The organism is Hyphomicrobium sp. (assembly GCF_051860585.1).
In the GTDB taxonomy this organism is placed as follows: Bacteria; Pseudomonadota; Alphaproteobacteria; order Rhizobiales; family Hyphomicrobiaceae; genus Hyphomicrobium_C.
Window position 1 is genome coordinate 130,888 of the sequence record NZ_JBHYDS010000008.1, and the last position, 18,863, is coordinate 149,750.

Sequence of the window (18,863 nt, forward strand, 5' to 3'; positions counted from 1 at the left end):
ACACGGCATGTAAGAAATTGTTACATGCCGTATGCCGCGAAGCCTGCCTCCTCTCAATGCGCTGAAAGCGTTCGAAGCCGCCGCCCGCCACGTGAGCTTCACGATGGCCGCGGCGGAGCTGAACGTGACCCACGCCGCCGTCAGCCGCCACATCCGCGACCTTGAAGCGTGGCTCGGCATCAAGCTGTTCGTGCGCACGGGACGCGGCGTCGAGCTGACCGAGCGCGGCAAGGGCTACGCCGAAGAGGTGACGCGCGGCTTCGATATTCTGGCCCATGCCACCGACAGCGCGTCCGGACGCCGCCGCCGTCGCACTCAGAAGCTGGTCGTCAGCGTCGAGCCCTCGTTCGCCGCGCTGTGGCTCATTCCGCGCCTGGGCCGCTTCACGGCCGCCAATCCGGACATCGAGCTGGTGCTGGAGTCGACGACCCGCCTGGCTGATTTCGCACGCGGCGAAGCCGATGCCGGGATCCGGTATGGCCGCGGAGCTTGGAGCGGCATCGCCGCCGAGCGGCTCGCGCAGACACAGATGACGCCGGTGTGCAATCCGGCCCTGCTTGAGGCGTCATCCATCCGGGCGCCGTCCGATCTGCCCGCGGCTCTGCTCCTGCAGGAAGAGACGCGCCGCTACTGGATGGAATGGCTGACGGCGGCGGGCGTCTCTCAGGATGTCCGGCCCGAAGGCCCGACGCTCGGCTTGCACCTGACGGTCCCAGCGGCCGAGGCCGGTCAGGGGTTCGCGCTCGCTGACGAGATCATCGCCGGCGACGCGTTGGTGAGTGGACGGCTCGTGCGCCCGTTTGCCGTCTCGATCGAGAGCTACGGGTACTACGTCGTGCGGGCGGCCGACCGGAAGGAAACCCGCGCGATGGCCGCCTTACGCCTTTGGCTCCAGGCCGAGATCGCGGCCACCGTCGCGGCCGTCGCCGCCGTGACGGCGCGGAAGCCCGTAACACGCAAACGCCGGCCGGCATCGTGACGGCGGCGCTGCGAACGTTAAAGACGGTGTGAACGTTTAAGGCGACGCGCGCCGTTTGCTGGCGCGCCACGCCAACGCGAGGCCCGTCACCAATCCGGCCAGCCCGCCGAGCGGCCCGATGCCGAAGATGGCCGTCATGCTGCGCTGACCTTCGAATTCGTTCAGCCCAAAAAAGCCGCCGAGCAGGATCGTGGCGGCCGCGGCAGCCACCCATCCCACGATCGTTCCCGCGAGACCGCCGAGAATGAATTTCAAAGCTGTCATTCGCGTCCCGCCTCTCGCCAAAGTCTTTCGTTCTAGAGAATGAACTTCGAGAGATCCGTATTCTTCGCCAATTCGCCCACGCGATCCTGCACGTAGGCCGCATCGACCGTGACCGCATCGCCGGAGCGATCGGACGCTTCGAAGGAGATCTCGTCCAGCACGCGCTCCATCACGGTCTGCAAGCGCCGCGCGCCGATGTTCTCGACCGTGGAGTTGACCAGCACCGCCGTATCCGCCAGCGCGTCGATCGCGTCCTCGGTAAACGAGATCGTGAGCCCTTCCGTCGCCATCAGCGCAACGTATTGCTTGATGAGGCTCGCTTCCGGCTCGGTCAGAATGCGGCGGAAGTCCTCGCGCGAGAGCGCCTGCAGCTCGACGCGGATCGGCAGGCGGCCCTGCAGTTCCGGCAGCAGATCCGACGGCTTCGCCACGTGAAACGCGCCCGACGCGATGAACAGCACGTGGTCCGTCTTCACCGGCCCGTACTTGGTGGAAACGCTCGTGCCCTCGATCAGCGGCAGCAGATCGCGCTGCACGCCTTCGCGCGAAACCTCGGCGCCGGAGCGCCCCGTCTCGCCGCGCGAGCAGATCTTGTCGATCTCATCGAGAAATACGATGCCGTTGTTCTCGACCGCGTGCACCGCTTCGGTGGTGATCTGATCGGTATCAATCAGCTTGTCGCTTTCTTCGGCGATCAGCAGGTTGTGGCTGTCCTTCACCGTGATGCGCCGCGGCTTGGTGCGCCCGCCCATCATTTTTCCAAGCATGTCGCCGATGTTGATCGCCCCGACCGAGCTTCCGGGCATGCCGGGAAGGTCGAACATCGGCATGTTGGCCCCGCCGGCATCCGCGACCTGGACTTCGATGATCTTGTCGTTGAGCTCATTGCCTCGCAGCCGCTTGCGGAAGGATTCACGCGTGCCGGGTGACGCGGTGGGCCCCACGAGCGCGTCGAGCACGCGCTCCTCGGCGCTCTTTTCGGCTTGCGCGCGCACTTCCTTGCGCCGCGCCTCGCGCACGAGCGCCAGGCCGACTTCCACGAGATCGCGGATGATGCTCTCGACGTCGCGGCCGACGTAGCCGACCTCCGTGAACTTCGTCGCCTCGACCTTGAGGAACGGCGCGCCCGCGAGCTTCGCGAGGCGGCGCGAGATCTCGGTTTTGCCGACGCCGGTCGGCCCGATCATCAGGATGTTCTTCGGCAGCACTTCTTCCTTGAGAGGACCTTCGAGCTGCTGGCGGCGCCACCGGTTGCGAAGCGCGATGGCGACGGCGCGTTTGGCGTCGCCCTGCCCGACGATATAGCGGTCGAGCTCGGAGACGATTTCGCGCGGGGAGAAATTGGTCATGGGACTTTCCGTCAAGTGGGCAAGGGAACCCGTCAGGTGGGTAGGGGAATGTGGGAGCGCCAGCGGCCCAGCGGCAGGCGCGGCACGATTGTCCGGCGCAGCGACCGCCAGCCGGCCGAAAGGGCGAGCACCAGCGCGGCGAGGCTGAGCAGCGTCAGCGAAAGGCCGAGCCCCTCCTGCTCGACGCTCTGCGAGAGCAGGTAGGCGATGGCGATGCCGGCGTACGTGAGCCCCGAGACGAGCAGCGCGCGCCGGTCGATCACCAGCGCGACCAGGCCGAGGAAGGCGAAAACGGCCAGAATGAACACGGCGCGAAGGGCGTCGATTTCCGTGGTGCCGCCTGTAGCGAGCGGCATCACAGAGCGCACGATCATGGGCGCCGCAAGCATGTGCAGCCAGAAAGCGACGTCGGACCGGCGCGTGACGCGCGCCGGGTCGGTGGCGTCGATGCGCTGTGCCGCGACGAACACGGCGAGGCCGAACAGGGCGGTGAGCGCGACGGAAAGGCTCTCCGACCACGATGGGAGGGCCGCATTCAGCGCAAGAAGCACGCCGCAGATCGCGGAGCCGGCGGCTAAGGCGGTGTCGATCGGCACTTGGAAGCGACGGTCGTGCAAGAGAGCGGCAAGGGCAGCCGAGACGGAACCGGCGACGAAGGACCAGGATGCGGCCGCGTCGCTCTCCAGGCCCATCGCCGTGAATGCGCTTCCCGCCAGCGATCCCCCGAGAAGCGCAGCCGCGCCCGCGAACATGAAGGCCAGCACGATGGAGGGCAGCGCAAGCCGCATCCGCCGCGAGAAGATCTCGGACAAGCCCCACGCCGATACGAGCGCGAGCACCGAGAAGCCAGGAGTGAATTCGAGCACGCGCGCGAGCCCGAACAGCGCGGCGATCAGTAGCCCCACGCCGATGGTGACGAACACGTCGTTGAAGCCGCCGATCAACCTGAACTTCTCGTCGTCGGGATCAGGGATAGAGTCGCGGTCATCCAATTCCGCCGACGCATCGCGCGCGAGTTCGCGCAGCCGTATAGCCTGGTCCGAGGTCAGGATGCCCTGCGCCACGGCCGCATTGATATGCTCGTCCCGGATCATGTGATCTCCGTCCTCCCCTGGACATCTACTCGACGAGCTTCAATCCGGCGCTGGAACCGATGATCATCGAAATGAAGAAGAGGCGCCAGAACGTCACCGGCTCGCCGAAATAGAAGATGCCGACCACGGCCGTCGCCACGGCGCCGAATGCCCCCCAGATGGCGTAAGCCGTTCCGAGCGGGATCGTCAGCGTCGCCTGGGCGACGAAATAGATGCTCGCGGCCGCGAGCAACAGCACGAGCGCCGCCGGCCAGAATTTGGTGAAGCCCTCCGTGAAGCGGATCGCCGTCGTGAAGCCAATTTCGAGCAAGCCGGCAAGCAACAGATAAATCCAACCCATGGAAGTGCTCCGATAGGGAGAACGCAGCCAAAGCCCGCCGCGTGAAAGGGGCTAAACCGAGGACGGCAGGCTTTCGACGACCAGATTGTCGTTGGTGTAGACGCAGATCTCGCCCGCGATCGCCATCGCCTTGCGCGCGATGGCCTCCGCATCGAGCGGCTGATCGAGCAGCGCGCGCGCGGCCGCCAGCGCATACATCCCGCCCGAGCCGATGCCCATGACGTGTTGCGCTGGTTCGAGCACGTCGCCCGTTCCGGTCAGCACGAGCGTGGTGTCGCGGTCCGCGACGATCATCATGGCTTCGAGGCGGCGCAGGAAGCGATCCGTCCGCCAGTCCTTCGCCAGTTCCACCGCCGCCCGCATGAGCTGTCCGGGATATTGTTCGAGCTTCGCCTCGAGCCGCTCGAACAGGGTAAACGCATCAGCGGTCGCGCCCGCGAACCCGGCAATGACGCCACCCTTGCCGAGCTGACGCACCTTCTTAGCGTTGGCCTTGATGATCGTTGCGCCAAGGCTCACCTGTCCGTCGCCGGCAATCACCACGCGGCCGTTCTTGCGGACGGTCAGGATGGTGGTGGCATGCCAGGAAGCGCCGTCGGTCGTCGAGTTCGCAGGATGGGACATAAAACCTGAGCCAAAGGAGAGGGAGGGCTAAATGGAGCGAATGAACGGCCCTTGAGCGCGCCGCGCGCACTGGATCGGGGCCCCTGAAGCTGATAGACGCTTGGGTTCGGCAACGCAATAATGGCGGGCCATTGCGCCCGCCGCGGTTTCGGCCGCAGGCGACCGGATACCTGGGGTGTGTTGGAGTATAATCAAGGCTCTATCGCGACATGCCGGGTTGAGCCGGGTTTCGGATTGGATGAGGACACCACGTGAAGCGGCAAGCGACCATCTCCCGCAGAACCAAGGAAACGCAGATCAACGCGACCGTCGATCTCGACGGCACCGGCACGTTCGACATTGTGACCGGCGTCGGCTTCCTCGATCACATGCTGGAGCAGCTTGCACGCCATGGCCTCCTCGACATCAAGCTCGAAGCCAAAGGCGACCTGCACATCGATTTCCATCACACGACGGAAGACGTCGGCATCGTGCTCGGCCAGGCGGTGGCGAAGGCGCTTGGCGACAAGCAGGGCATCACGCGCTACGCCGACGTGCATCTCCCAATGGACGAGACGCTGACGCGCGTCGCGCTCGACGTCTCCGGCCGGCCCTACCTGATCTGGAAGGTGGCCTTCTCGCAGCCGAAGATCGGCGAGATGGACACGGAGCTGTTCCGCGAGTTCTTCCAGGCTTTCTCGCAGAACGCCGGCATCACGCTCCACATCGAGAACCTCTACGGCGACAACAACCATCACATCGCCGAGACCTGCTTCAAGGGCGTCGCGCGCGCTTTGCGGGCAGCCGTCGCGCTCGATCCGCGCCAGGCGGGCCGCGTTCCGTCAACCAAAGGGATGCTGGCCTGATGCTTGGAGCGCTCATCGCCCGGCCGTCGCGCATGGCCGCCTATACGGTCCACGAGCCGCGGGAGAAGCCTGCGTCGAAAGAAGAGCTCGCCGAAAACCTCGTCTTCATTCGCGACGGCTTCTCGTGGCTGGCGGCGATCTTCGGGCCGCTTTATCTGCTGTTCCGTGGCGAATGGCGCGCGCTTGCGCTCTATCTCGTCATCGCGACGGTGTTGGGTGCCGCGCTGCAGGCGCTCGGCGCCCGGCCGGATTGGATCGGCTGGGCCATGCTGCTTCTCAACATCGTCGTCGGCCTGGAGATGAGCGAGCTTCGCCGCTGGTCGCTCTCGCGCGCCGGCTGGCGTGAGATCGCGACGGTCAATGGCGCGGGCGAGGATGAGGCCGAGCGGCGGTTCTTCGAAAGTTGGCTGCCGTCGGCGACAGTCGCGTCGTCGGGCCACGACGGTGCTATCCCGTCCCCTCGTAATACGCGTGACGACACCGCCAGCCGCGTTCAGCGGTCGCTCGATGGGCTGTCAGCCCGTCTCCGCAGCAAATTCGCACTCAAGCACTGAGCAGCATGCAACGCGTCGTCATCATCGATTACGGGTCCGGAAACCTGCACTCGGCCGCCAAGGCGTTCGAGCGCGCCTCGCGCGAATCCGGTGCGAACGCCGAGATTATCGTCAGCGCGAAGGCGGACGATGTGCGCACCGCCGACCGCGTCGTGCTGCCGGGCGTGGGCGCCTACGCCGATTGCAAGCGCGGGCTCGAAGCCGTTCCCGGCATGACCGCCGCGCTCGAAGAAACGGTGCATGGCAAGGGCAGACCCTTCCTCGGCATCTGCGTCGGCATGCAGCTGCTCGCCTCCCGCGGCTTGGAATTCGAAACCACCCAGGGTCTCGGTTGGATCGCCGGCGAGGTCCGCGCGATCGAACCCTCTGACCCGTCGCTCAAGATCCCGCACATGGGCTGGAACACGCTCGACGTGAAAACGCCGCACGCACTCCTCGCCGGCATTCCGACCGGGCCGGACGGCCTGCACGCCTATTTCGTGCATTCCTATCACTTCGTCCCGGCTGACCGCTCAGCCGTCGTCGCCGAAACGGACTACGGCGGGCGCGTCACGGCCCTCGTCGCCAAGGACAACGTGGCCGGCACGCAGTTCCATCCCGAGAAGAGCCAGACCCTCGGCCTCGCCCTTATCGCCAACTTCCTGAAGTGGACGCCGTAGGCCTCTGCGGAAATTAGCCCGTCACTAAAATGCGAGCATGGCCAACCCGTCAGGGCCGTCGTTGCCGTGTCAGGGACGTTTTTCCCGGGCAGTACTAAGGCTTCAAGTGATCAAGGTGGGTGAATGTCGCTTAAGCCATCGAAATTTATCGCCTCGCATCTGAAAGTTAAGCGCGCCGAAAGCCATCTCGAGGAACTTAGGCGAGGTGTCGAAGCATATTTGGCTTTAAATCCTGTAGTTTTAGTTTGGGAAAGCTGCCTTTGGTCGGAGAGATTCGCCGGTCTGTATTCTTCTGATTTTGCCATCGCGGCTCTCGTTTCACGCGTTAGAATCCCTGTCCCGGAGGAAATGGCTCCGATCGTAGGAGATATTGTTCACAACCTACGATCTGCCTTGGACATTATGATGTGCGAGATTGTGCGAGATGCCGATCCCAGCGTGGACGTCACTCGTACTTGCTTTCCTTTTTGGGAGGGCGGTAAGGGACGTCGTTCCAGGGAGTACGCCTTAGAAAAATCCCAGGCGCACCGTGCAGGCGAAAATGTGCTGTCCTTGATTGAGGCTAGCCAACCATTTAAAGGCGGTGCTTCTCGCCTCTATGCACTCTCCCAATTAGACAACATGGATAAGCACCGTGCGTTGATTCCCACAATGAACGGAGCGAAGTATAGCGAGGGACATGCTTCATGCATTCACAGAATCCCGGCACATGAGTTGATCGATCCGTTTCCTGTGCTCAAGGCAGCATACGACGGAAAACTGTTTCAGGTCTGTCCACTTGAGACTTCTCCGCCGTTAGGGACTGAAGTCCCGTGTGCATGCCTCCTCGGGTTGGATGGCGTAGAAGACATCGAGGGACGCGGGCTTCTCGAAGAGATGAAGTGGCAAATAGATGTAGTCCACGGGACTCTGCTAAGTTTTGAATTTGGAATGCCTTTTGAGTTCATGCCAGATGCGCCTAGAAAGCCGGCATTTGTGGGTAACGGAATTTGGATTGGCCCTCCGGAAATGTCCTTCGAAGACCTTTTGAAATAGGTGGAAACACACACCTTCGGGTCCGATTCAAAAGGGAATTCCAGTTAGAGCGATTGAACTCCTCCGCCACCTAGCGAGGCAAAAGGTGCACTAGCCGGGTGGACGCGCGCGCGGCAGCCGTCTATCAGCAATAAATCTCAGCTTGGAAGCCACTCATGACCAGCCCAGCCGGCGCCCGCGCGCGCCTCTATGACATCATCAAATCGAAGTCCTTCGTGCGCGGCTTCATCGTGCTCGCGTCCGGCAAGGAGAGCGACCACTACTTCGATATGAAGCCCTCGATGTTCGATCCCGAGGGCGCGGAGCTGCTGGCCGAGCTGATCTATGCGCGCCTCGCAGATGTCGAAGCCGACATCGTGGGCGGCCTCGAAATGGGCGCCGTGCCGCTCATCACGCCGGTCTCGATCGTCAGCCGCCGCGCGGGCCGCCCGCTGCCGGGCTTTTTCGTCCGCAAGACGGTCAAGGACCACGGCACCAAGAAGCTGATCGACGGTCTTTCAGACGTGAAGGGCAAGCGCGTCGTCATCGTCGAGGACGTGACCACCACGGGCGGCTCGGCCATGCAGGCGGTGGAAGCCCTCACGGCAGCCGGCGCGGTGATCACGCTCGTCATTTCGATCCTGGATCGCGAGGAAGGCGCCGCCGCGCTCTACGAGAAGGCCGGCATTCCCTTCCAGTCGCTCTTCAAGGCCAGCGATTTTCTGAACGCATAGCGCCCACAGCGCAACGCCACAAATTTGTCCGCGAGGTACTGGACCGTCGTGCGAGCTGAGATTTGCGTGGGTGCCGGCCTTCGCCGGCATGACGGAAAGAAGGATGGCGGTACGACGACATCCAATGCTCGAATATCCAAGCGACGATGTGACCAAACTAACGTCATCCCGACGTCATGGCGCAGCCATGCTTCGCATGGACGGTCGGGACCCACGCAAGCTGCAGCAGATCCGACGGTCGTTGGATGTTGCGGCCGACCAACTTGTCATCCTCGGGCTTGTCCCGAGGACCCATTGTGCCACACGGGCGAACGGTCCTGTCTTTCTCCCGCGTTCCCGCCCAGAGACATGGATCCTAGGCACAAGGCCTAGGATGACAGGTGGGTCGGTTGGAGCATTACCCGGCGCAGGTCCGTTTGGGCCTAGGCCTTCTTCTCCGCGCCGCCCATGCCCAACTCCCGGAACCGGTCCATCGACTCGAGCGGTCCGAAGTCCTCCAGCTCGTAGAGCTGCCGCATCTCGATTTCGCAGTCGGCGTTATGCGGATTGGGGAAGCGTTTGAACCAGTAAAGCGCTTCCTCGACCGAGTTGACCTTGATGAGCGAATAGCCGGCGATGACTTCCTTGGTCTCGGTGAACGGCCCGTCGATCACGATCCGCTTGTCGCCCGCATATTGCAGCCGAAAGCCCTTGGACGTCGGCTTGAGCCCGCTGCCGTCGATGAGCACGCCCGCCTTGGCCATCTCCTCGTGATAATCCGCCATCGGACACGCGAGCTCTTCGGTCGGCAGGACGCCCGCTTCGGAATCGGCGGTGGCTTTGACCATGATCATGAAGCGCATCGATATTTCCCTCCCAGTCGGAAAGCGCGGACGCGTCAGCCGGCCCGCTTCGCCGGAACGACGAACGGAGACGGCCGACCCCGACATTTTTTATCACAGCCGCGCGGCCACAAAAAAAAGGGAGGCTCGAAAGCCTCCCTTAGGAGCAGAACGAATGCGGGGGGGGGGGGAGGGACACCCGAACTGCTAAGTCTCTCTACGTTTTCGAGCGTGCTTCGGTTTCAGCAGGCTTCTGCGAAAGGCAGTTCCGGCTCGTCGGTCGGCCCGGCAGGCGCCATCGGGAACGCGATGATGTTGGAATCCGCGGTGATTTCCACGCCACCCTGGCGCTGCTTGAACCAGCGCACGGAGGTGTTGGTCAGCACGGCGTCTTCCTTCACACGCTGAATGAGCAGCCCGTCGTCGGTATCGAGGATGCGCGTCAATTTGGCCTCCAGCGCTTCCTCGCTTTCCTCGGTGCGCACGTACCAGGTCTGCTCGAGCGGGCGCGCCCAGCTCTGGCCGGCGGCCATGATGGCCTGGGCGACGACGTGCTTGAGGAGGTGGGGCTTGGCGAGTTCGTAAGAGATCAGATAGGTGCGCATTGGGGGCTCTCCATTGGGCGAGGAGGAGGGGGTCGGACGCGGTGAGAACGTAGGGGGAACGTGGCATGAGTCGCTCACCACGTCCAGAGTCCGTTCGAATTTTGTTCTCTTGAGGGTAACCGCGCGTTGAGACCGTGGCGGTGGTTGCCGGCGCAAGCGCCGGATCCGCTACGGGCGAGTTGGGAACAAGCTAAAACATATAAGGAAAATCAACACAATACGGCATAATGCTGCATGTGGTGTATAGCGGCCTTGGCAGCTACTCGAAGAACCGCATCTGGTCCGGATGGGCCGCTTTCGACATGCGCACATGTGGCCCCGGGTCGATCCGGTCGGCGAGCGACGGAAAGCGTTCGAGGAACACCGACAGCGCCTTGTCGCGGCTCCCCGCGAAGCGTTCTTCCTGCCAGATCTCGTAGAGGCGCCGCGGGTCGCAACCGTAGCGGCCGATGAGGTCGCGCCTGCGGATCTTGAGCCACCGCGCGATCCAGATGTCGACCGCATCCGCCTCGCTCAACGTGGAGCGGGATGATCGGGAGACGGTCGCGAGCGGAATGGTGATCGGCATGATGCAACACACGGACTTGACGCTTGGCGGCAATATCTATTGATCGGGCCCAAACGTAGCAATCTGATGGCGGCTGCCCCGCCCTTCGAGGAACCCCCCAACGTGATCCTATTTCCTGCGATCGACCTGAAGGACGGCCAGTGCGTCCGCCTGAAGCTCGGCGACATGAACGCAGCGACCGTTTTCAATGACGATCCGGCAGCCCAGGCGCGCACCTTCGAGCAGCAGGGCTTCTCCTACCTGCACATCGTCGACCTGAATGGCGCCTTCGAAGGCCGCCCGGTCAACGCGGCTGCCGTGGACGCCATCCTGAAGGCGATTAAAATGCCGGCCCAGCTCGGCGGCGGCATCCGCGATCTGGCGACCGTCGAGAATTGGCTCGATCGCGGCATCCGCCGCGTCATCCTCGGCACCGCCGCCGTGCGCGATCCCGCGTTCGTGCGCGACGCCTGCAAGCGCTTCCCGGGCCGCATCGCCGTCGGCATCGACGCCAAGGGCGGCAAGGTCGCGGTCGAGGGCTGGGCGGAAACGTCGGAGTTGACGGCCATCGAGCTGGCCTCCCGCTTCGAGGACGCCGGCGTCGCGGCCATCATCTATACCGACATCGACCGCGACGGCGTGCTCAAGGGCCTGAACTTGGAATCGACGGCCGAACTCGCACGCTCGACGAGCATTCCCGTCATCGCCTCGGGCGGCCTCGCCTCCATTGACGACGTGAAAGCGCTGCTCCGCCCGGAGTATGCGATGCTGGAAGGCGCCATCACCGGCCGCGCGCTTTACGACGGCCGCATCGATCCCGCCGAAGCCCTCGCGCTTCTGAAATCCAAGGCGAGGTAATCCAAGCGCCATGCTGAAAACCCGCATCATCCCCTGCCTGGACGTGAAGGACGGCCGCGTCGTCAAGGGCGTGAACTTCGTCGATCTCGTCGATGCGGGCGACCCGGTCGAAGCCGCCGCCGCCTACGACGCGGCTGGCGCGGACGAGCTCTGCTTCCTCGACATCACCGCCTCCCACGAAGCCCGCGATGTCATCTTCGACGTGGTCGAGCGCACGGCCGAACGCTGCTTCATGCCGCTGACGGTCGGCGGCGGCGTGCGCACCGTGGACGACATCAGGAAGCTCCTGGAAGCCGGCGCCGACAAGGTCTCGATCAACACGGCGGCGGTGACCAACCGCGCGTTTGTGAAGGAAGCCTCGGAGAAATTCGGCGCCCAGTGCATCGTGGTCGCCATCGACGCCAAGCGCGTGTCGGCCGAGGGCGAGGCGCCGCGCTGGGAAATCTTCACGCACGGCGGCCGCAAGCCGACCGGTCTCGACGCGATCGACTATGCGCGCGAAGTCGTGGCGTTGGGCGCGGGCGAGATCCTGCTGACCTCCATGGACCGCGACGGCACCAAGGCCGGCTTCGACATCGCGCTGACGCGCGCGGTATCCGACGCCGTATCGGTTCCCGTCATCGCCTCGGGCGGCGTGGGCACGCTGGATCATCTGGTCGACGGCGTGAAGAACGGGCATGCGAGCGCCGTGCTCGCTGCGTCGATCTTCCACTTCGGCACCTACACCATCGGCCAGGCGAAGGAGCACATGGCCAAGGCCGGCATTGCCGTCCGCGCCGACAGAAGCGCGGCGAAAGCGTCTTGACGGGCCAGCGGTTCGCCGCGCCGGGACCGCCGCACAAGTCCGGTCAGGCTATTTCGGATATCCGGCCAGCTTGACCTGGCAGTCGGCCACCGTGCGATCGACGTCCTCGCAAGGCACGGCTTCACTGAAATAGAAGCCCTGCATCTGCGTGCACCCGGCGAAGGCGGCGCCTTCGAGCTCTTCCATCAGTTCGACACCTTCGGCCACGGGACCGATGCCCAGCGTACGCGCGAGCCCGGTCACCGCGCCCACGACAGCCATCTTGTCCCGGCGCCCCGCGAGGTCGGTGATGAGGGAACGGTCGATCTTGATCTTGTCGAACGAGAAATTCTGCAGATAGCCGAGCGACGCGAAGCCGGTTCCGAAGTCGTCGAGCACCAGGCGCACGCCGAGTGCTTTGAGATCCCTGAGCACGTCCAGCGTATGCAGTTCACGCTTCAGCAGCGCAGACTCCGCAATCTCAATTTCAAGACGCTTGGCCTCGAGGCGCGACGCCTTCAGCGCCTTCTTGACGATGGCGGCGAGGTCCCCTTTCACGAACTGAAACGATGAAAGGTTGACGGCGACGGTGATGTGCGACGTCCAGCCAGCCGCGTCCTTGCACGCGCGGCGCAGCGCCCATTCGCCGATCTCGCCGATCAATCCGGTTTTTTCGGCGATCGGAATGAACACCGAGGGCGGCAGCAGGCCGAGCTTCGGATGCTGCCAGCGCATCAGCGCCTCGCATCCGGTGACCGTCGCGGCTGCAACGTCGACGACCGGCTGATAGTGGAGCACGAGCTGATTGCGCTTCAGGGCCTCGAGCAGGTCTGCCTGCAGCTCGATGCGCTCGCGTGCGACCTGTTCGTCGAGCGACTGATAGATCGAGCAGTTGCCGCGGCCGCAGGACTTGACGCGATAGAGGGCGGTATCGGCGCGCTGCAGCAGCGTATCGGGATCGGAGCCGTGGTCCGGGCAGATCGCGATGCCGATGCTGGCCCCGATACCGGTGCTCGCTCCGAGCACGCGATACGGCGCATTGAGGATCTTGACCAGCCGGCCGGCGAGGCTCGCGGCCTGATCCTCGTCGATGACCTCCTTCTGGATGATCGCAAACTCGTCGCCGCCAAGGCGGCCGACGAAATCCGTATCGCGCACCGTCGAGCACATGCGTTTGGCGACAGCCTTCAGCACGGCGTCGCCGGTCGCATGGCCCAGCGTGTCATTGACCTGTTTGAAGTGGTCGAGGTCGACAAGATGGACGGCGAGGCGTTCGTTCGGGCGCAGGCGTTCGATCTCGAGTTCGAGCCGTTCCCGCAGATGGAACCGGTTGGCGATCTCCGTCAGCGGGCAGTGGCGTGCCAGCCACGCGATGCGCTCCTCGGCCAGCGTGCGCTCGGTGATGTCTTCCTGGATGTCGACCCAGCCGCCGTCGGCGAGCGGCTGATTGGTCACCAGCACGATGCGGCCGTTTTGCAGGTGCTGCGTATGGGTGAACGTCTTGCCGTGACGAAGCTCTTCGCTGTGTTGATCGATCCAGTTTTTCTGCCGCTGCAGCTCCTCGGCGGTATTGGCCGAGCCCGTGCGCGCGGCGTGGAAGGCGATGATTTTCGAAAGCGGCGTGCCCGGCGTCGTGAGGGACTCGGGCAGGTCGTAGATCTCGCGGTAAAGCGCGTTGCAGACGATGAGCTGGTTGTTGGCGTCGAACATCGACAACCCACGCGCCATGTTGTTCAGCGCCACCTCGAACCAGGCGTTGAGCGTCGACAGCTTGTTCGCCTGTTCGACAAGGCGCTCTGTGTCGGTCGCCGTTACGGCGCCCGGGATGGTGGACTGAGCGTCCGATTGAGTTCGGGACGACATGTGGACTACGGATCTCCGGGCGACCGACGCGCAGAGGCGTCTCGTCATTTCATCTCAGTATGCAGACTGACGAATTTAAGCCCGGCTAATGAGGTGGCCGGATGCGGAAATGTTCACACCCGTGGTTGACGACTGGTAAATCCCGCCGAAGTTAGCTGCCCGCAATGACAACGTGATTAATCGAGTGTCTTGGCGGGGTATCGGCAGATGTCCCGGATTAGGCACGCGGGACACTCCGGCTTGCGCGCCTTGCACACGTAGCGCCCGTGCAAAATCAGCCAGTGATGGGCCGGAACGCCGTATTTGGGCGGGATCCGAACGAGAAGGTCGGCCTCGACCAGCAGAGGCGTCGCGCCGTCCGAAAGCCCGGTACGGTTCGAAACCCGCAGCACATGGGTATCGACGGCCATCGTGGCCGCGCCGAACGCGACGTTCATGACCACGTTGGCCGTCTTGCGCCCCACGCCCGGTAGCGTTTCGAGCGCGTCGCGATCTTGCGGAACTTCGCCGCCGAACTCGCGGATGAGCTTGTCACTGAGCAGAACGACGTTGCGGGCCTTGGCGCGAAACAGCCCGATCGTCTTGACGTGGGCGCGCACGGCGTCCTCGCCGAGCGCGAGCATCTTGGCCGGCGTATCGGCCGACTGAAACAGCGCCCGCGTCGCCTTGTTCACGCCGGCGTCCGTCGCCTGCGCCGAGAGCACCACCGCGACCAGCAGCGTGAACGGATTGCTGTATTCGAGTTCGCCTTTGGGCTCCGGGTTGGCCGCCGCGAAGCGCCTGAAAATCTCCGCGATTTCGTCCGAGGACAATCGTCCCCGGGCTCGCCCCTTGGCCGGCTTTGCGGTGGGTTTACGCTGTCGGAGGGTCGTCGGGGAACGATCGGGGACTGAGGGGCGCTTTGACAAGATCGATCTCGAAGGTAGGCTCTGCCGATGGATAGTAGTGGACCCGCGCCCGCAGACGCGAGTGTATTTCGCGCCCTTCTCCACCCCCACCGCTCGCTGGAGCCGAAGGGCTTCCTGATATTGATGCTGGCCATCGGCGGCGCGAGCTTCGTGACCGGGATGGTGTTTCTCGTCATGGGCGCGTGGCCCGTGACGGGGTTCTTTGGCCTCGACGTGCTGCTGGTCTATATCGCCTTCAAGCTCAACTACCGCGCCGCGCGCGCCTACGAGCTGGTGGAGCTGACACCCAACGTCCTGACATTGAAACAGGTTTCAGCGTCCGGCAAAACCCGCGCCTTCGAGTTCAATCCCTACTGGGTGCGGGTCCTGTTCAGCGAGTGGCCGGATGGGAGGACGCATCTGAAGCTCGCCTCGCACGGCCGCGAGCTGGAATTCGCCCGCCTGCTTAACGACGACGAGCGGCGCGATTTTGCGCTCGCGCTCAAGGACGCCCTCCACGCCGCCCGCCTGCGCGCGCCTCCCATCTGACGGCTGCCAAAAAGAAGGTCGGGCACGCCCCCCGGCATGCCCGACCTGTCCCCCCGCAAACTTTGCCCCCAAACTTCGAAAGTCTGGCTTAGGCGTCAGCCGACTCCTTGCTGGATGCCGCGACGAGCGCCGGCAGGCGTTCGATCTCGCGCTCGCGGCGGCGCGGCTGCGGCGGCTGGAAGGCGCGGCGCGCATGGAATTCGCAGTACGGCAGCCCGTTGACCTTGTTCTTGCCGCAGAAGTGGAAGTCCGCGGCCTGCGGATCGCCGATCGGCCAGCGGCAGCTGCACTCCGTTAGCGTCTGGATCGTACGGCGCTCCTTCAGCGGAATGACGAGCTCTTCGGCCTGCGGCGTGTAAGGCTCGGCTTCGGGCTGGTAGAGGGCGCGGAGCGCCGGGTTGCCCTGCTGGGCGAAACGCTTGGTCTGCTGCATCCGCCGGGCGCCGGCAGCCGTGGCGGCGCGGGCGCGGGGACGGTGTGATTTCATGCGCGAGGTGGTCGCGCGGCCGGAAAGCCCAAGCCGATGCACCTTGCCGATCACGGCGTTGCGGGTGACGCCGCCGAGGCGTCCGGCGATCTGGCTGGCGGAAAGTCCTTCCGACCAGAGCTTTTTCAAGAGATCGACGCGTTCGTCGTTCCAAGCCATTGTATCTGCGCTCCCCAAAGGTGGGCCCTCCGGGCTGACGACCCGGGACAGGCAAGGCGCACGAGAAAGCGGCGGCTACTCCGGCAAGGCGCGTGATGAAACACACGCCAAGCGTGAGCGGAGCTGCTGCTACCCGCAACGCGAACTGATGATGACGCAGGAACTAGAGGCGGACCGCGGCTTAAGCCGTTGATATACAAGGTCCGAACGCAGGCCAGACGTGGAACACCCGACCAGCCGCTGATAAGCGCGACATGTCGTGTCTGGATGCCGTTAACCTACAATAACTTGAATTTCTTGTACAAGCCGCGGCTTTCGAAAAGGGGGGTGTTGACAGGGGACGAGTGGCGCTATCGCCACAGACTGAGTCGCCCTATCCCCACGGTTACTGGATCAACCCGGCTGTCCCCGCAATTAATTGTCTTGCCCGCCAAGAAGTTGATCTGCTGGCGGACGAAACAGGTAGCTCGCCTGCGCGGACGTGCGCCGCCCCCGCCAAATCCTGGATTACGTTGACTTTAGACGGCCGTTCCCTTATCACGCCTGCTTTCGCGTGGCCGCCGGGAGGGCGGCTTTCGTCTTTTTTGGGGGAGCGGGATGGGCACCATGTCCAAACCCCTCACAGCCTCGGCCGCTAGCCAAACGGGTGCCTCGAAAGGCCCGTCGCCTGCGGTCATGAGCACATACGCGCGACAGGATATCGTCTTCGCCCGCGGCGATGGCGCGTGGCTGGAAACCGAGACCGGCGAGCGCTACCTCGATTTCGGGTCGGGCGTCGCCGTCAACGCGCTGGGCCATGCCCACCCTCACCTCGTCGCCGCGCTGAAGGACCAGGCCGAAAAGCTCTGGCACACCTCCAATCTCTATCGCGTGGCGGGCCAGGAGAGTTTGGCCGGCCGTCTCGTGGACGCAACGTTCGCCGACAAGGTCTTCTTCTGCAATTCCGGCGCGGAAGCCTGCGAGGGTGTCATCAAGGCCGCGCGCCGCTTCCATGCGGTGGCCGGCAACCCCGAGCGCAATCGCATCATCACCTGCCACGGCGCCTTCCACGGCCGCACGCTGGCGACGCTGGCGGCTGCCGGCAATCCGAAATACCTCGAAGGCTTCGGCCCCGACATGCCGGGCTTCGACCACGTCCTCTTCAACGATCTCGAAGCGGTCCGCGCCGCCGTCGGGGCGGAAACCGCGGCCGTCATGGTCGAGCCGGTCCAGGGCGAGGGCGGCGTCCATGTTGGATCGGCCGACTATCTCGCCGGCCTGCGCGCGCTCTGCGACGAGGCGGGCATCCTGCTCATTTTCGACGAGGTCCAGACCGGCGTCGGCCGCTCGGGCCGCTTCTTCTCGCACGAATGGGCGGGCGTCACGCCGGACCTGATGGCCGTTGCGAAGGGCATCGGCGGCGGCTTTCCGCTGGGCGCCGTGCTGGCGACCGAGCGGGCCGCTCAGGGTCTGACGCCGGGCATGCATGGCTCGACCTTCGGCGGCAATCCGCTGGCGACGGCGGCCGGCAATGCCGTGCTCGACATCGTCTTGGCGCCGGGCTTCTTCGAAGCCGTGCAGCAGAAGGCGCTGCGCCTCCGCCAGGGTCTTGCCCGCCTCCAGGACCAGTTCCCGGACCTCGTGACCGAAATTCGCGGCCAGGGTCTTCTCGCCGGCCTCAAGCTGACGGTTCCGCCACCCGAGGTCGTGTCTGCGGCGCTCGCGGAGAAGCTGCTGCTGGTCGGCGCCGGCGACAACGTCGTGCGCCTCCTCCCGCCCCTGAACGTGCCGGACGAAGACATCGCCGAAGGCGTCGAACGGCTCTCGCGCGCGCTGAGCCGCGTGGCGAAATCCAAGACCTGATTTTTCAACCCTCAATTCGGAGCCGGCCCAAGCGCCATGGCCAAAGCAAACGCTATTCGACATTTTCTGGATCTCGACGAGATCGACGCCAAGACCCTGCGCCGCATCATCGATGCCGCCCATGCCATGAAGGCCGCGGGCAAGCGCGTCCCGGCCAAGCTGCGTCCCAAGGGCATTGAGGACGATGTCCTCGTGATGGTCTTCGAGAAGCCGTCGACGCGCACGCGGGTGTCGTTCGACGTCGCCATGCGCCAGCTCGGCGGCCAGACGATCATGCTCAACCAGAACGATCTGCAGCTCGGCCGCGGCGAGAGCATCGCGGATACGGCGCGCGTTCTGTCGCGCTACGCCGACGCGATCATGATCCGCGCCAACTCGCACGAGACGCTGCTGGATCTCGCCAAGCACGCCACCGTGCCGGTCATCAACGGCCTCACCGACCTGACGCATCCCTGCCAGATCATGGCCGATGTCATGACGTTCGAGGAGCACGTCGGCCCGATCAAGGGCCGCTCGATCGCCTGGGTCGGCGACGGCAACAACGTGGCCGCGTCATGGATGCACGCGGCTGCCAAGTTTGGCTTCGAGCTGCGTGTGGCAACCCCGGAGGCCCTGCGCCCGGAACCCGAAGTGATCGAATGGGTCCGCCGCGAGAAGGCCAACGTCACGATCATGACAGATCCCGTCAAGGCGGTCCGCGGCGTCGACTGCATCGTCACCGACACCTGGGTCTCCATGGGACAGACCGATGCCGCCCGCCGCAAGCAGATCCTGAAGCCCTATGCGGTCGACGATGCCCTGATGGCCAAGGCCAACGACGGCGCGATCTTCATGCACTGCCTGCCCGCCTATCGCGGCCATGAGGTCTCGGAAAGCGTGCTGGAAGGTCCGCAATCGGTGGTTTTCGACGAGGCTGAGAACCGCCTTCACGCTCAGAAGGGTATTTTGGCGTGGTGCCTCGGCGCGGTCTGAGGCCCGGAAGGGCGCGCGGTCCATTGCAGCGCC

Annotated in this window: 22 protein-coding genes; 11 read left to right on the forward strand and 11 right to left on the reverse strand. The window is 64.4% G+C overall.

What is annotated here, in order from left to right; translation table 11 throughout:
* Positions 1-31: 31 nt before the first annotated feature.
* Positions 32-979 (forward strand): transcriptional regulator GcvA, encoded by a 948-nt coding sequence (gene gcvA / locus ACTIFK_RS13995; RefSeq protein ID WP_439543694.1) that lies wholly within the window; start codon positions 32-34, stop codon positions 977-979.
* 36 nt (positions 980-1,015) lie between these two features.
* On the opposite strand, the gene ACTIFK_RS14000 is transcribed toward gcvA, so the two are convergent.
* From ACTIFK_RS14000 to hslV, 5 genes are read right to left on the reverse strand one after another with little or no spacing between them, the layout of a single operon-like run.
* Positions 1,016-1,243: a hypothetical protein gene (locus ACTIFK_RS14000; RefSeq protein WP_439543695.1), complete on the reverse strand. Its 228-nt coding sequence runs from the start codon at positions 1,241-1,243 to the stop codon at positions 1,016-1,018.
* A gap of 32 nt (positions 1,244-1,275) precedes the next feature.
* Positions 1,276-2,592, reverse strand: coding sequence for an ATP-dependent protease ATPase subunit HslU (hslU, locus tag ACTIFK_RS14005; protein ID WP_439543696.1), 1,317 nt, complete (start codon positions 2,590-2,592; stop codon positions 1,276-1,278).
* A 32-nt stretch (positions 2,593-2,624) separates the two neighbouring features.
* A complete protein-coding gene (locus ACTIFK_RS14010; RefSeq protein ID WP_439543697.1) occupies positions 2,625-3,686 on the reverse strand; it encodes a hypothetical protein in 1,062 nt (353 codons plus the stop codon).
* 25 nt (positions 3,687-3,711) lie between these two features.
* On the reverse strand, positions 3,712-4,026 hold the full coding sequence (locus tag ACTIFK_RS14015; RefSeq protein WP_439543698.1) for a DMT family transporter: 315 nt from the start codon (positions 4,024-4,026) through the stop codon (positions 3,712-3,714).
* Positions 4,027-4,077: 51 nt separating this feature from the next.
* On the reverse strand, positions 4,078-4,650 hold the full coding sequence (gene hslV, locus ACTIFK_RS14020) for an ATP-dependent protease subunit HslV (RefSeq protein WP_439543699.1): 573 nt from the start codon (positions 4,648-4,650) through the stop codon (positions 4,078-4,080).
* A gap of 251 nt (positions 4,651-4,901) precedes the next feature.
* Here hslV and hisB point away from each other — a divergent pair, with 251 nt between their 5' ends.
* The 5 genes from hisB (at position 4,902) to pyrE (ending at position 8,456) form a co-directional block, all read left to right on the forward strand.
* A complete protein-coding gene (gene hisB, locus ACTIFK_RS14025) occupies positions 4,902-5,495 on the forward strand; it encodes an imidazoleglycerol-phosphate dehydratase HisB (RefSeq protein WP_439543700.1) in 594 nt (197 codons plus the stop codon).
* On the forward strand, positions 5,495-6,049 hold the full coding sequence (locus ACTIFK_RS14030; RefSeq protein WP_439543701.1) for a DUF2628 domain-containing protein: 555 nt from the start codon (positions 5,495-5,497) through the stop codon (positions 6,047-6,049). Before hisB ends, ACTIFK_RS14030 begins: the two co-directional genes overlap by 1 nt.
* A gap of 5 nt (positions 6,050-6,054) precedes the next feature.
* Positions 6,055-6,708 carry an imidazole glycerol phosphate synthase subunit HisH gene (gene hisH / locus ACTIFK_RS14035; protein ID WP_439543702.1) on the forward strand — a complete coding sequence of 218 codons (654 nt, stop codon included), beginning with the start codon at positions 6,055-6,057 and terminating at the stop codon, positions 6,706-6,708.
* A 123-nt stretch (positions 6,709-6,831) separates the two neighbouring features.
* Positions 6,832-7,743: a hypothetical protein gene (locus tag ACTIFK_RS14040; protein WP_439543703.1), complete on the forward strand. Its 912-nt coding sequence runs from the start codon at positions 6,832-6,834 to the stop codon at positions 7,741-7,743.
* 155 nt (positions 7,744-7,898) lie between these two features.
* On the forward strand, positions 7,899-8,456 hold the full coding sequence (pyrE, locus tag ACTIFK_RS14045; protein WP_439543704.1) for an orotate phosphoribosyltransferase: 558 nt from the start codon (positions 7,899-7,901) through the stop codon (positions 8,454-8,456).
* A 422-nt stretch (positions 8,457-8,878) separates the two neighbouring features.
* Here the strand turns inward: pyrE and ACTIFK_RS14050 are convergent, their stop codons facing one another.
* The 3 genes from ACTIFK_RS14050 to ACTIFK_RS14060 all read right to left on the reverse strand — a co-directional run bounded on the left by ACTIFK_RS14050 (position 8,879) and on the right by ACTIFK_RS14060 (position 10,450).
* Positions 8,879-9,298: a YciI family protein gene (locus tag ACTIFK_RS14050; RefSeq protein WP_439543705.1), complete on the reverse strand. Its 420-nt coding sequence runs from the start codon at positions 9,296-9,298 to the stop codon at positions 8,879-8,881.
* A gap of 221 nt (positions 9,299-9,519) precedes the next feature.
* A complete protein-coding gene (locus ACTIFK_RS14055; RefSeq protein WP_439543706.1) occupies positions 9,520-9,882 on the reverse strand; it encodes a hypothetical protein in 363 nt (120 codons plus the stop codon).
* A 259-nt stretch (positions 9,883-10,141) separates the two neighbouring features.
* Entirely contained in the window at positions 10,142-10,450 is a 309-nt protein-coding gene (locus ACTIFK_RS14060) for a hypothetical protein (RefSeq protein ID WP_439543707.1), read from the reverse strand.
* Positions 10,451-10,552: 102 nt separating this feature from the next.
* Here ACTIFK_RS14060 and hisA point away from each other — a divergent pair, with 102 nt between their 5' ends.
* Together hisA and hisF are read left to right on the forward strand one after the other, a co-directional pair.
* Entirely contained in the window at positions 10,553-11,287 is a 735-nt protein-coding gene (hisA, locus tag ACTIFK_RS14065; RefSeq protein ID WP_439543708.1) for a 1-(5-phosphoribosyl)-5-[(5-phosphoribosylamino)methylideneamino]imidazole-4-carboxamide isomerase, read from the forward strand.
* Between the two features lie 10 nt (positions 11,288-11,297).
* Complete coding sequence (gene hisF, locus ACTIFK_RS14070) at positions 11,298-12,092, forward strand: imidazole glycerol phosphate synthase subunit HisF (RefSeq protein WP_439543709.1); 795 nt, start codon at positions 11,298-11,300, stop codon at positions 12,090-12,092.
* 48 nt (positions 12,093-12,140) lie between these two features.
* On the opposite strand, the gene ACTIFK_RS14075 is transcribed toward hisF, so the two are convergent.
* Positions 12,141-13,934, reverse strand: a complete 1,794-nt coding sequence (locus tag ACTIFK_RS14075) for a putative bifunctional diguanylate cyclase/phosphodiesterase (RefSeq protein WP_439543710.1) — start codon at positions 13,932-13,934, stop codon at positions 12,141-12,143.
* Positions 13,935-14,110: 176 nt separating this feature from the next.
* Positions 14,111-14,842: an endonuclease III gene (gene nth, locus ACTIFK_RS14080; protein WP_439543711.1), complete on the reverse strand. Its 732-nt coding sequence runs from the start codon at positions 14,840-14,842 to the stop codon at positions 14,111-14,113.
* 27 nt (positions 14,843-14,869) lie between these two features.
* Between nth and ACTIFK_RS14085 the strand changes: the two genes are divergently transcribed.
* Positions 14,870-15,370, forward strand: coding sequence for a DUF2244 domain-containing protein (locus ACTIFK_RS14085; protein WP_439543712.1), 501 nt, complete (start codon positions 14,870-14,872; stop codon positions 15,368-15,370).
* An 88-nt stretch (positions 15,371-15,458) separates the two neighbouring features.
* Here the strand turns inward: ACTIFK_RS14085 and ACTIFK_RS14090 are convergent, their stop codons facing one another.
* The gene (locus ACTIFK_RS14090; RefSeq protein WP_439543713.1) at positions 15,459-16,016 is read right to left on the reverse strand and encodes a GcrA family cell cycle regulator; all 558 of its coding nucleotides are present in this window, start codon (positions 16,014-16,016) and stop codon (positions 15,459-15,461) included.
* Positions 16,017-16,691: 675 nt separating this feature from the next.
* On the opposite strand from ACTIFK_RS14090, the gene ACTIFK_RS14095 reads away from it, so the two are divergent.
* A complete protein-coding gene (locus tag ACTIFK_RS14095; protein WP_439543776.1) occupies positions 16,692-17,858 on the forward strand; it encodes an aspartate aminotransferase family protein in 1,167 nt (388 codons plus the stop codon).
* 36 nt (positions 17,859-17,894) lie between these two features.
* Positions 17,895-18,830, forward strand: coding sequence for an ornithine carbamoyltransferase (gene argF, locus ACTIFK_RS14100; RefSeq protein ID WP_439543714.1), 936 nt, complete (start codon positions 17,895-17,897; stop codon positions 18,828-18,830).
* Positions 18,831-18,863: the final 33 nt, after the last annotated feature.

What these genes read in the sequence shown, in the direction of transcription:
- hisH (WP_439543702.1), top strand. Translation starts at nt 6,055, where the DNA reads ATGCAACGCGTCGTCATCATCGATTACGGGTCCGGAAACCTGCACTCG.
- argF (WP_439543714.1), top strand. Translation starts at nt 17,895, where the DNA reads ATGGCCAAAGCAAACGCTATTCGACATTTTCTGGATCTCGACGAGATC.
- ACTIFK_RS14010 (WP_439543697.1), bottom strand. Translation starts at nt 3,686, where the DNA reads ATGATCCGGGACGAGCATATCAATGCGGCCGTGGCGCAGGGCATCCTG.
- ACTIFK_RS14015 (WP_439543698.1), bottom strand. Translation starts at nt 4,026, where the DNA reads ATGGGTTGGATTTATCTGTTGCTTGCCGGCTTGCTCGAAATTGGCTTC.
- ACTIFK_RS14075 (WP_439543710.1), bottom strand. Translation starts at nt 13,934, where the DNA reads ATGTCGTCCCGAACTCAATCGGACGCTCAGTCCACCATCCCGGGCGCC.
- hslU (WP_439543696.1), bottom strand. Translation starts at nt 2,592, where the DNA reads ATGACCAATTTCTCCCCGCGCGAAATCGTCTCCGAGCTCGACCGCTAT.
- ACTIFK_RS14030 (WP_439543701.1), top strand. Translation starts at nt 5,495, where the DNA reads ATGCTTGGAGCGCTCATCGCCCGGCCGTCGCGCATGGCCGCCTATACG.
- ACTIFK_RS14095 (WP_439543776.1), top strand. Translation starts at nt 16,692, where the DNA reads ATGAGCACATACGCGCGACAGGATATCGTCTTCGCCCGCGGCGATGGC.
- ACTIFK_RS14000 (WP_439543695.1), bottom strand. Translation starts at nt 1,243, where the DNA reads ATGACAGCTTTGAAATTCATTCTCGGCGGTCTCGCGGGAACGATCGTG.
- pyrE (WP_439543704.1), top strand. Translation starts at nt 7,899, where the DNA reads ATGACCAGCCCAGCCGGCGCCCGCGCGCGCCTCTATGACATCATCAAA.
- gcvA (WP_439543694.1), top strand. Translation starts at nt 32, where the DNA reads ATGCCGCGAAGCCTGCCTCCTCTCAATGCGCTGAAAGCGTTCGAAGCC.
- ACTIFK_RS14085 (WP_439543712.1), top strand. Translation starts at nt 14,870, where the DNA reads ATGGATAGTAGTGGACCCGCGCCCGCAGACGCGAGTGTATTTCGCGCC.
- hslV (WP_439543699.1), bottom strand. Translation starts at nt 4,650, where the DNA reads ATGTCCCATCCTGCGAACTCGACGACCGACGGCGCTTCCTGGCATGCC.
- ACTIFK_RS14050 (WP_439543705.1), bottom strand. Translation starts at nt 9,298, where the DNA reads ATGCGCTTCATGATCATGGTCAAAGCCACCGCCGATTCCGAAGCGGGC.
- ACTIFK_RS14060 (WP_439543707.1), bottom strand. Translation starts at nt 10,450, where the DNA reads ATGCCGATCACCATTCCGCTCGCGACCGTCTCCCGATCATCCCGCTCC.
- hisF (WP_439543709.1), top strand. Translation starts at nt 11,298, where the DNA reads ATGCTGAAAACCCGCATCATCCCCTGCCTGGACGTGAAGGACGGCCGC.
- ACTIFK_RS14055 (WP_439543706.1), bottom strand. Translation starts at nt 9,882, where the DNA reads ATGCGCACCTATCTGATCTCTTACGAACTCGCCAAGCCCCACCTCCTC.
- ACTIFK_RS14090 (WP_439543713.1), bottom strand. Translation starts at nt 16,016, where the DNA reads ATGGCTTGGAACGACGAACGCGTCGATCTCTTGAAAAAGCTCTGGTCG.
- ACTIFK_RS14040 (WP_439543703.1), top strand. Translation starts at nt 6,832, where the DNA reads ATGTCGCTTAAGCCATCGAAATTTATCGCCTCGCATCTGAAAGTTAAG.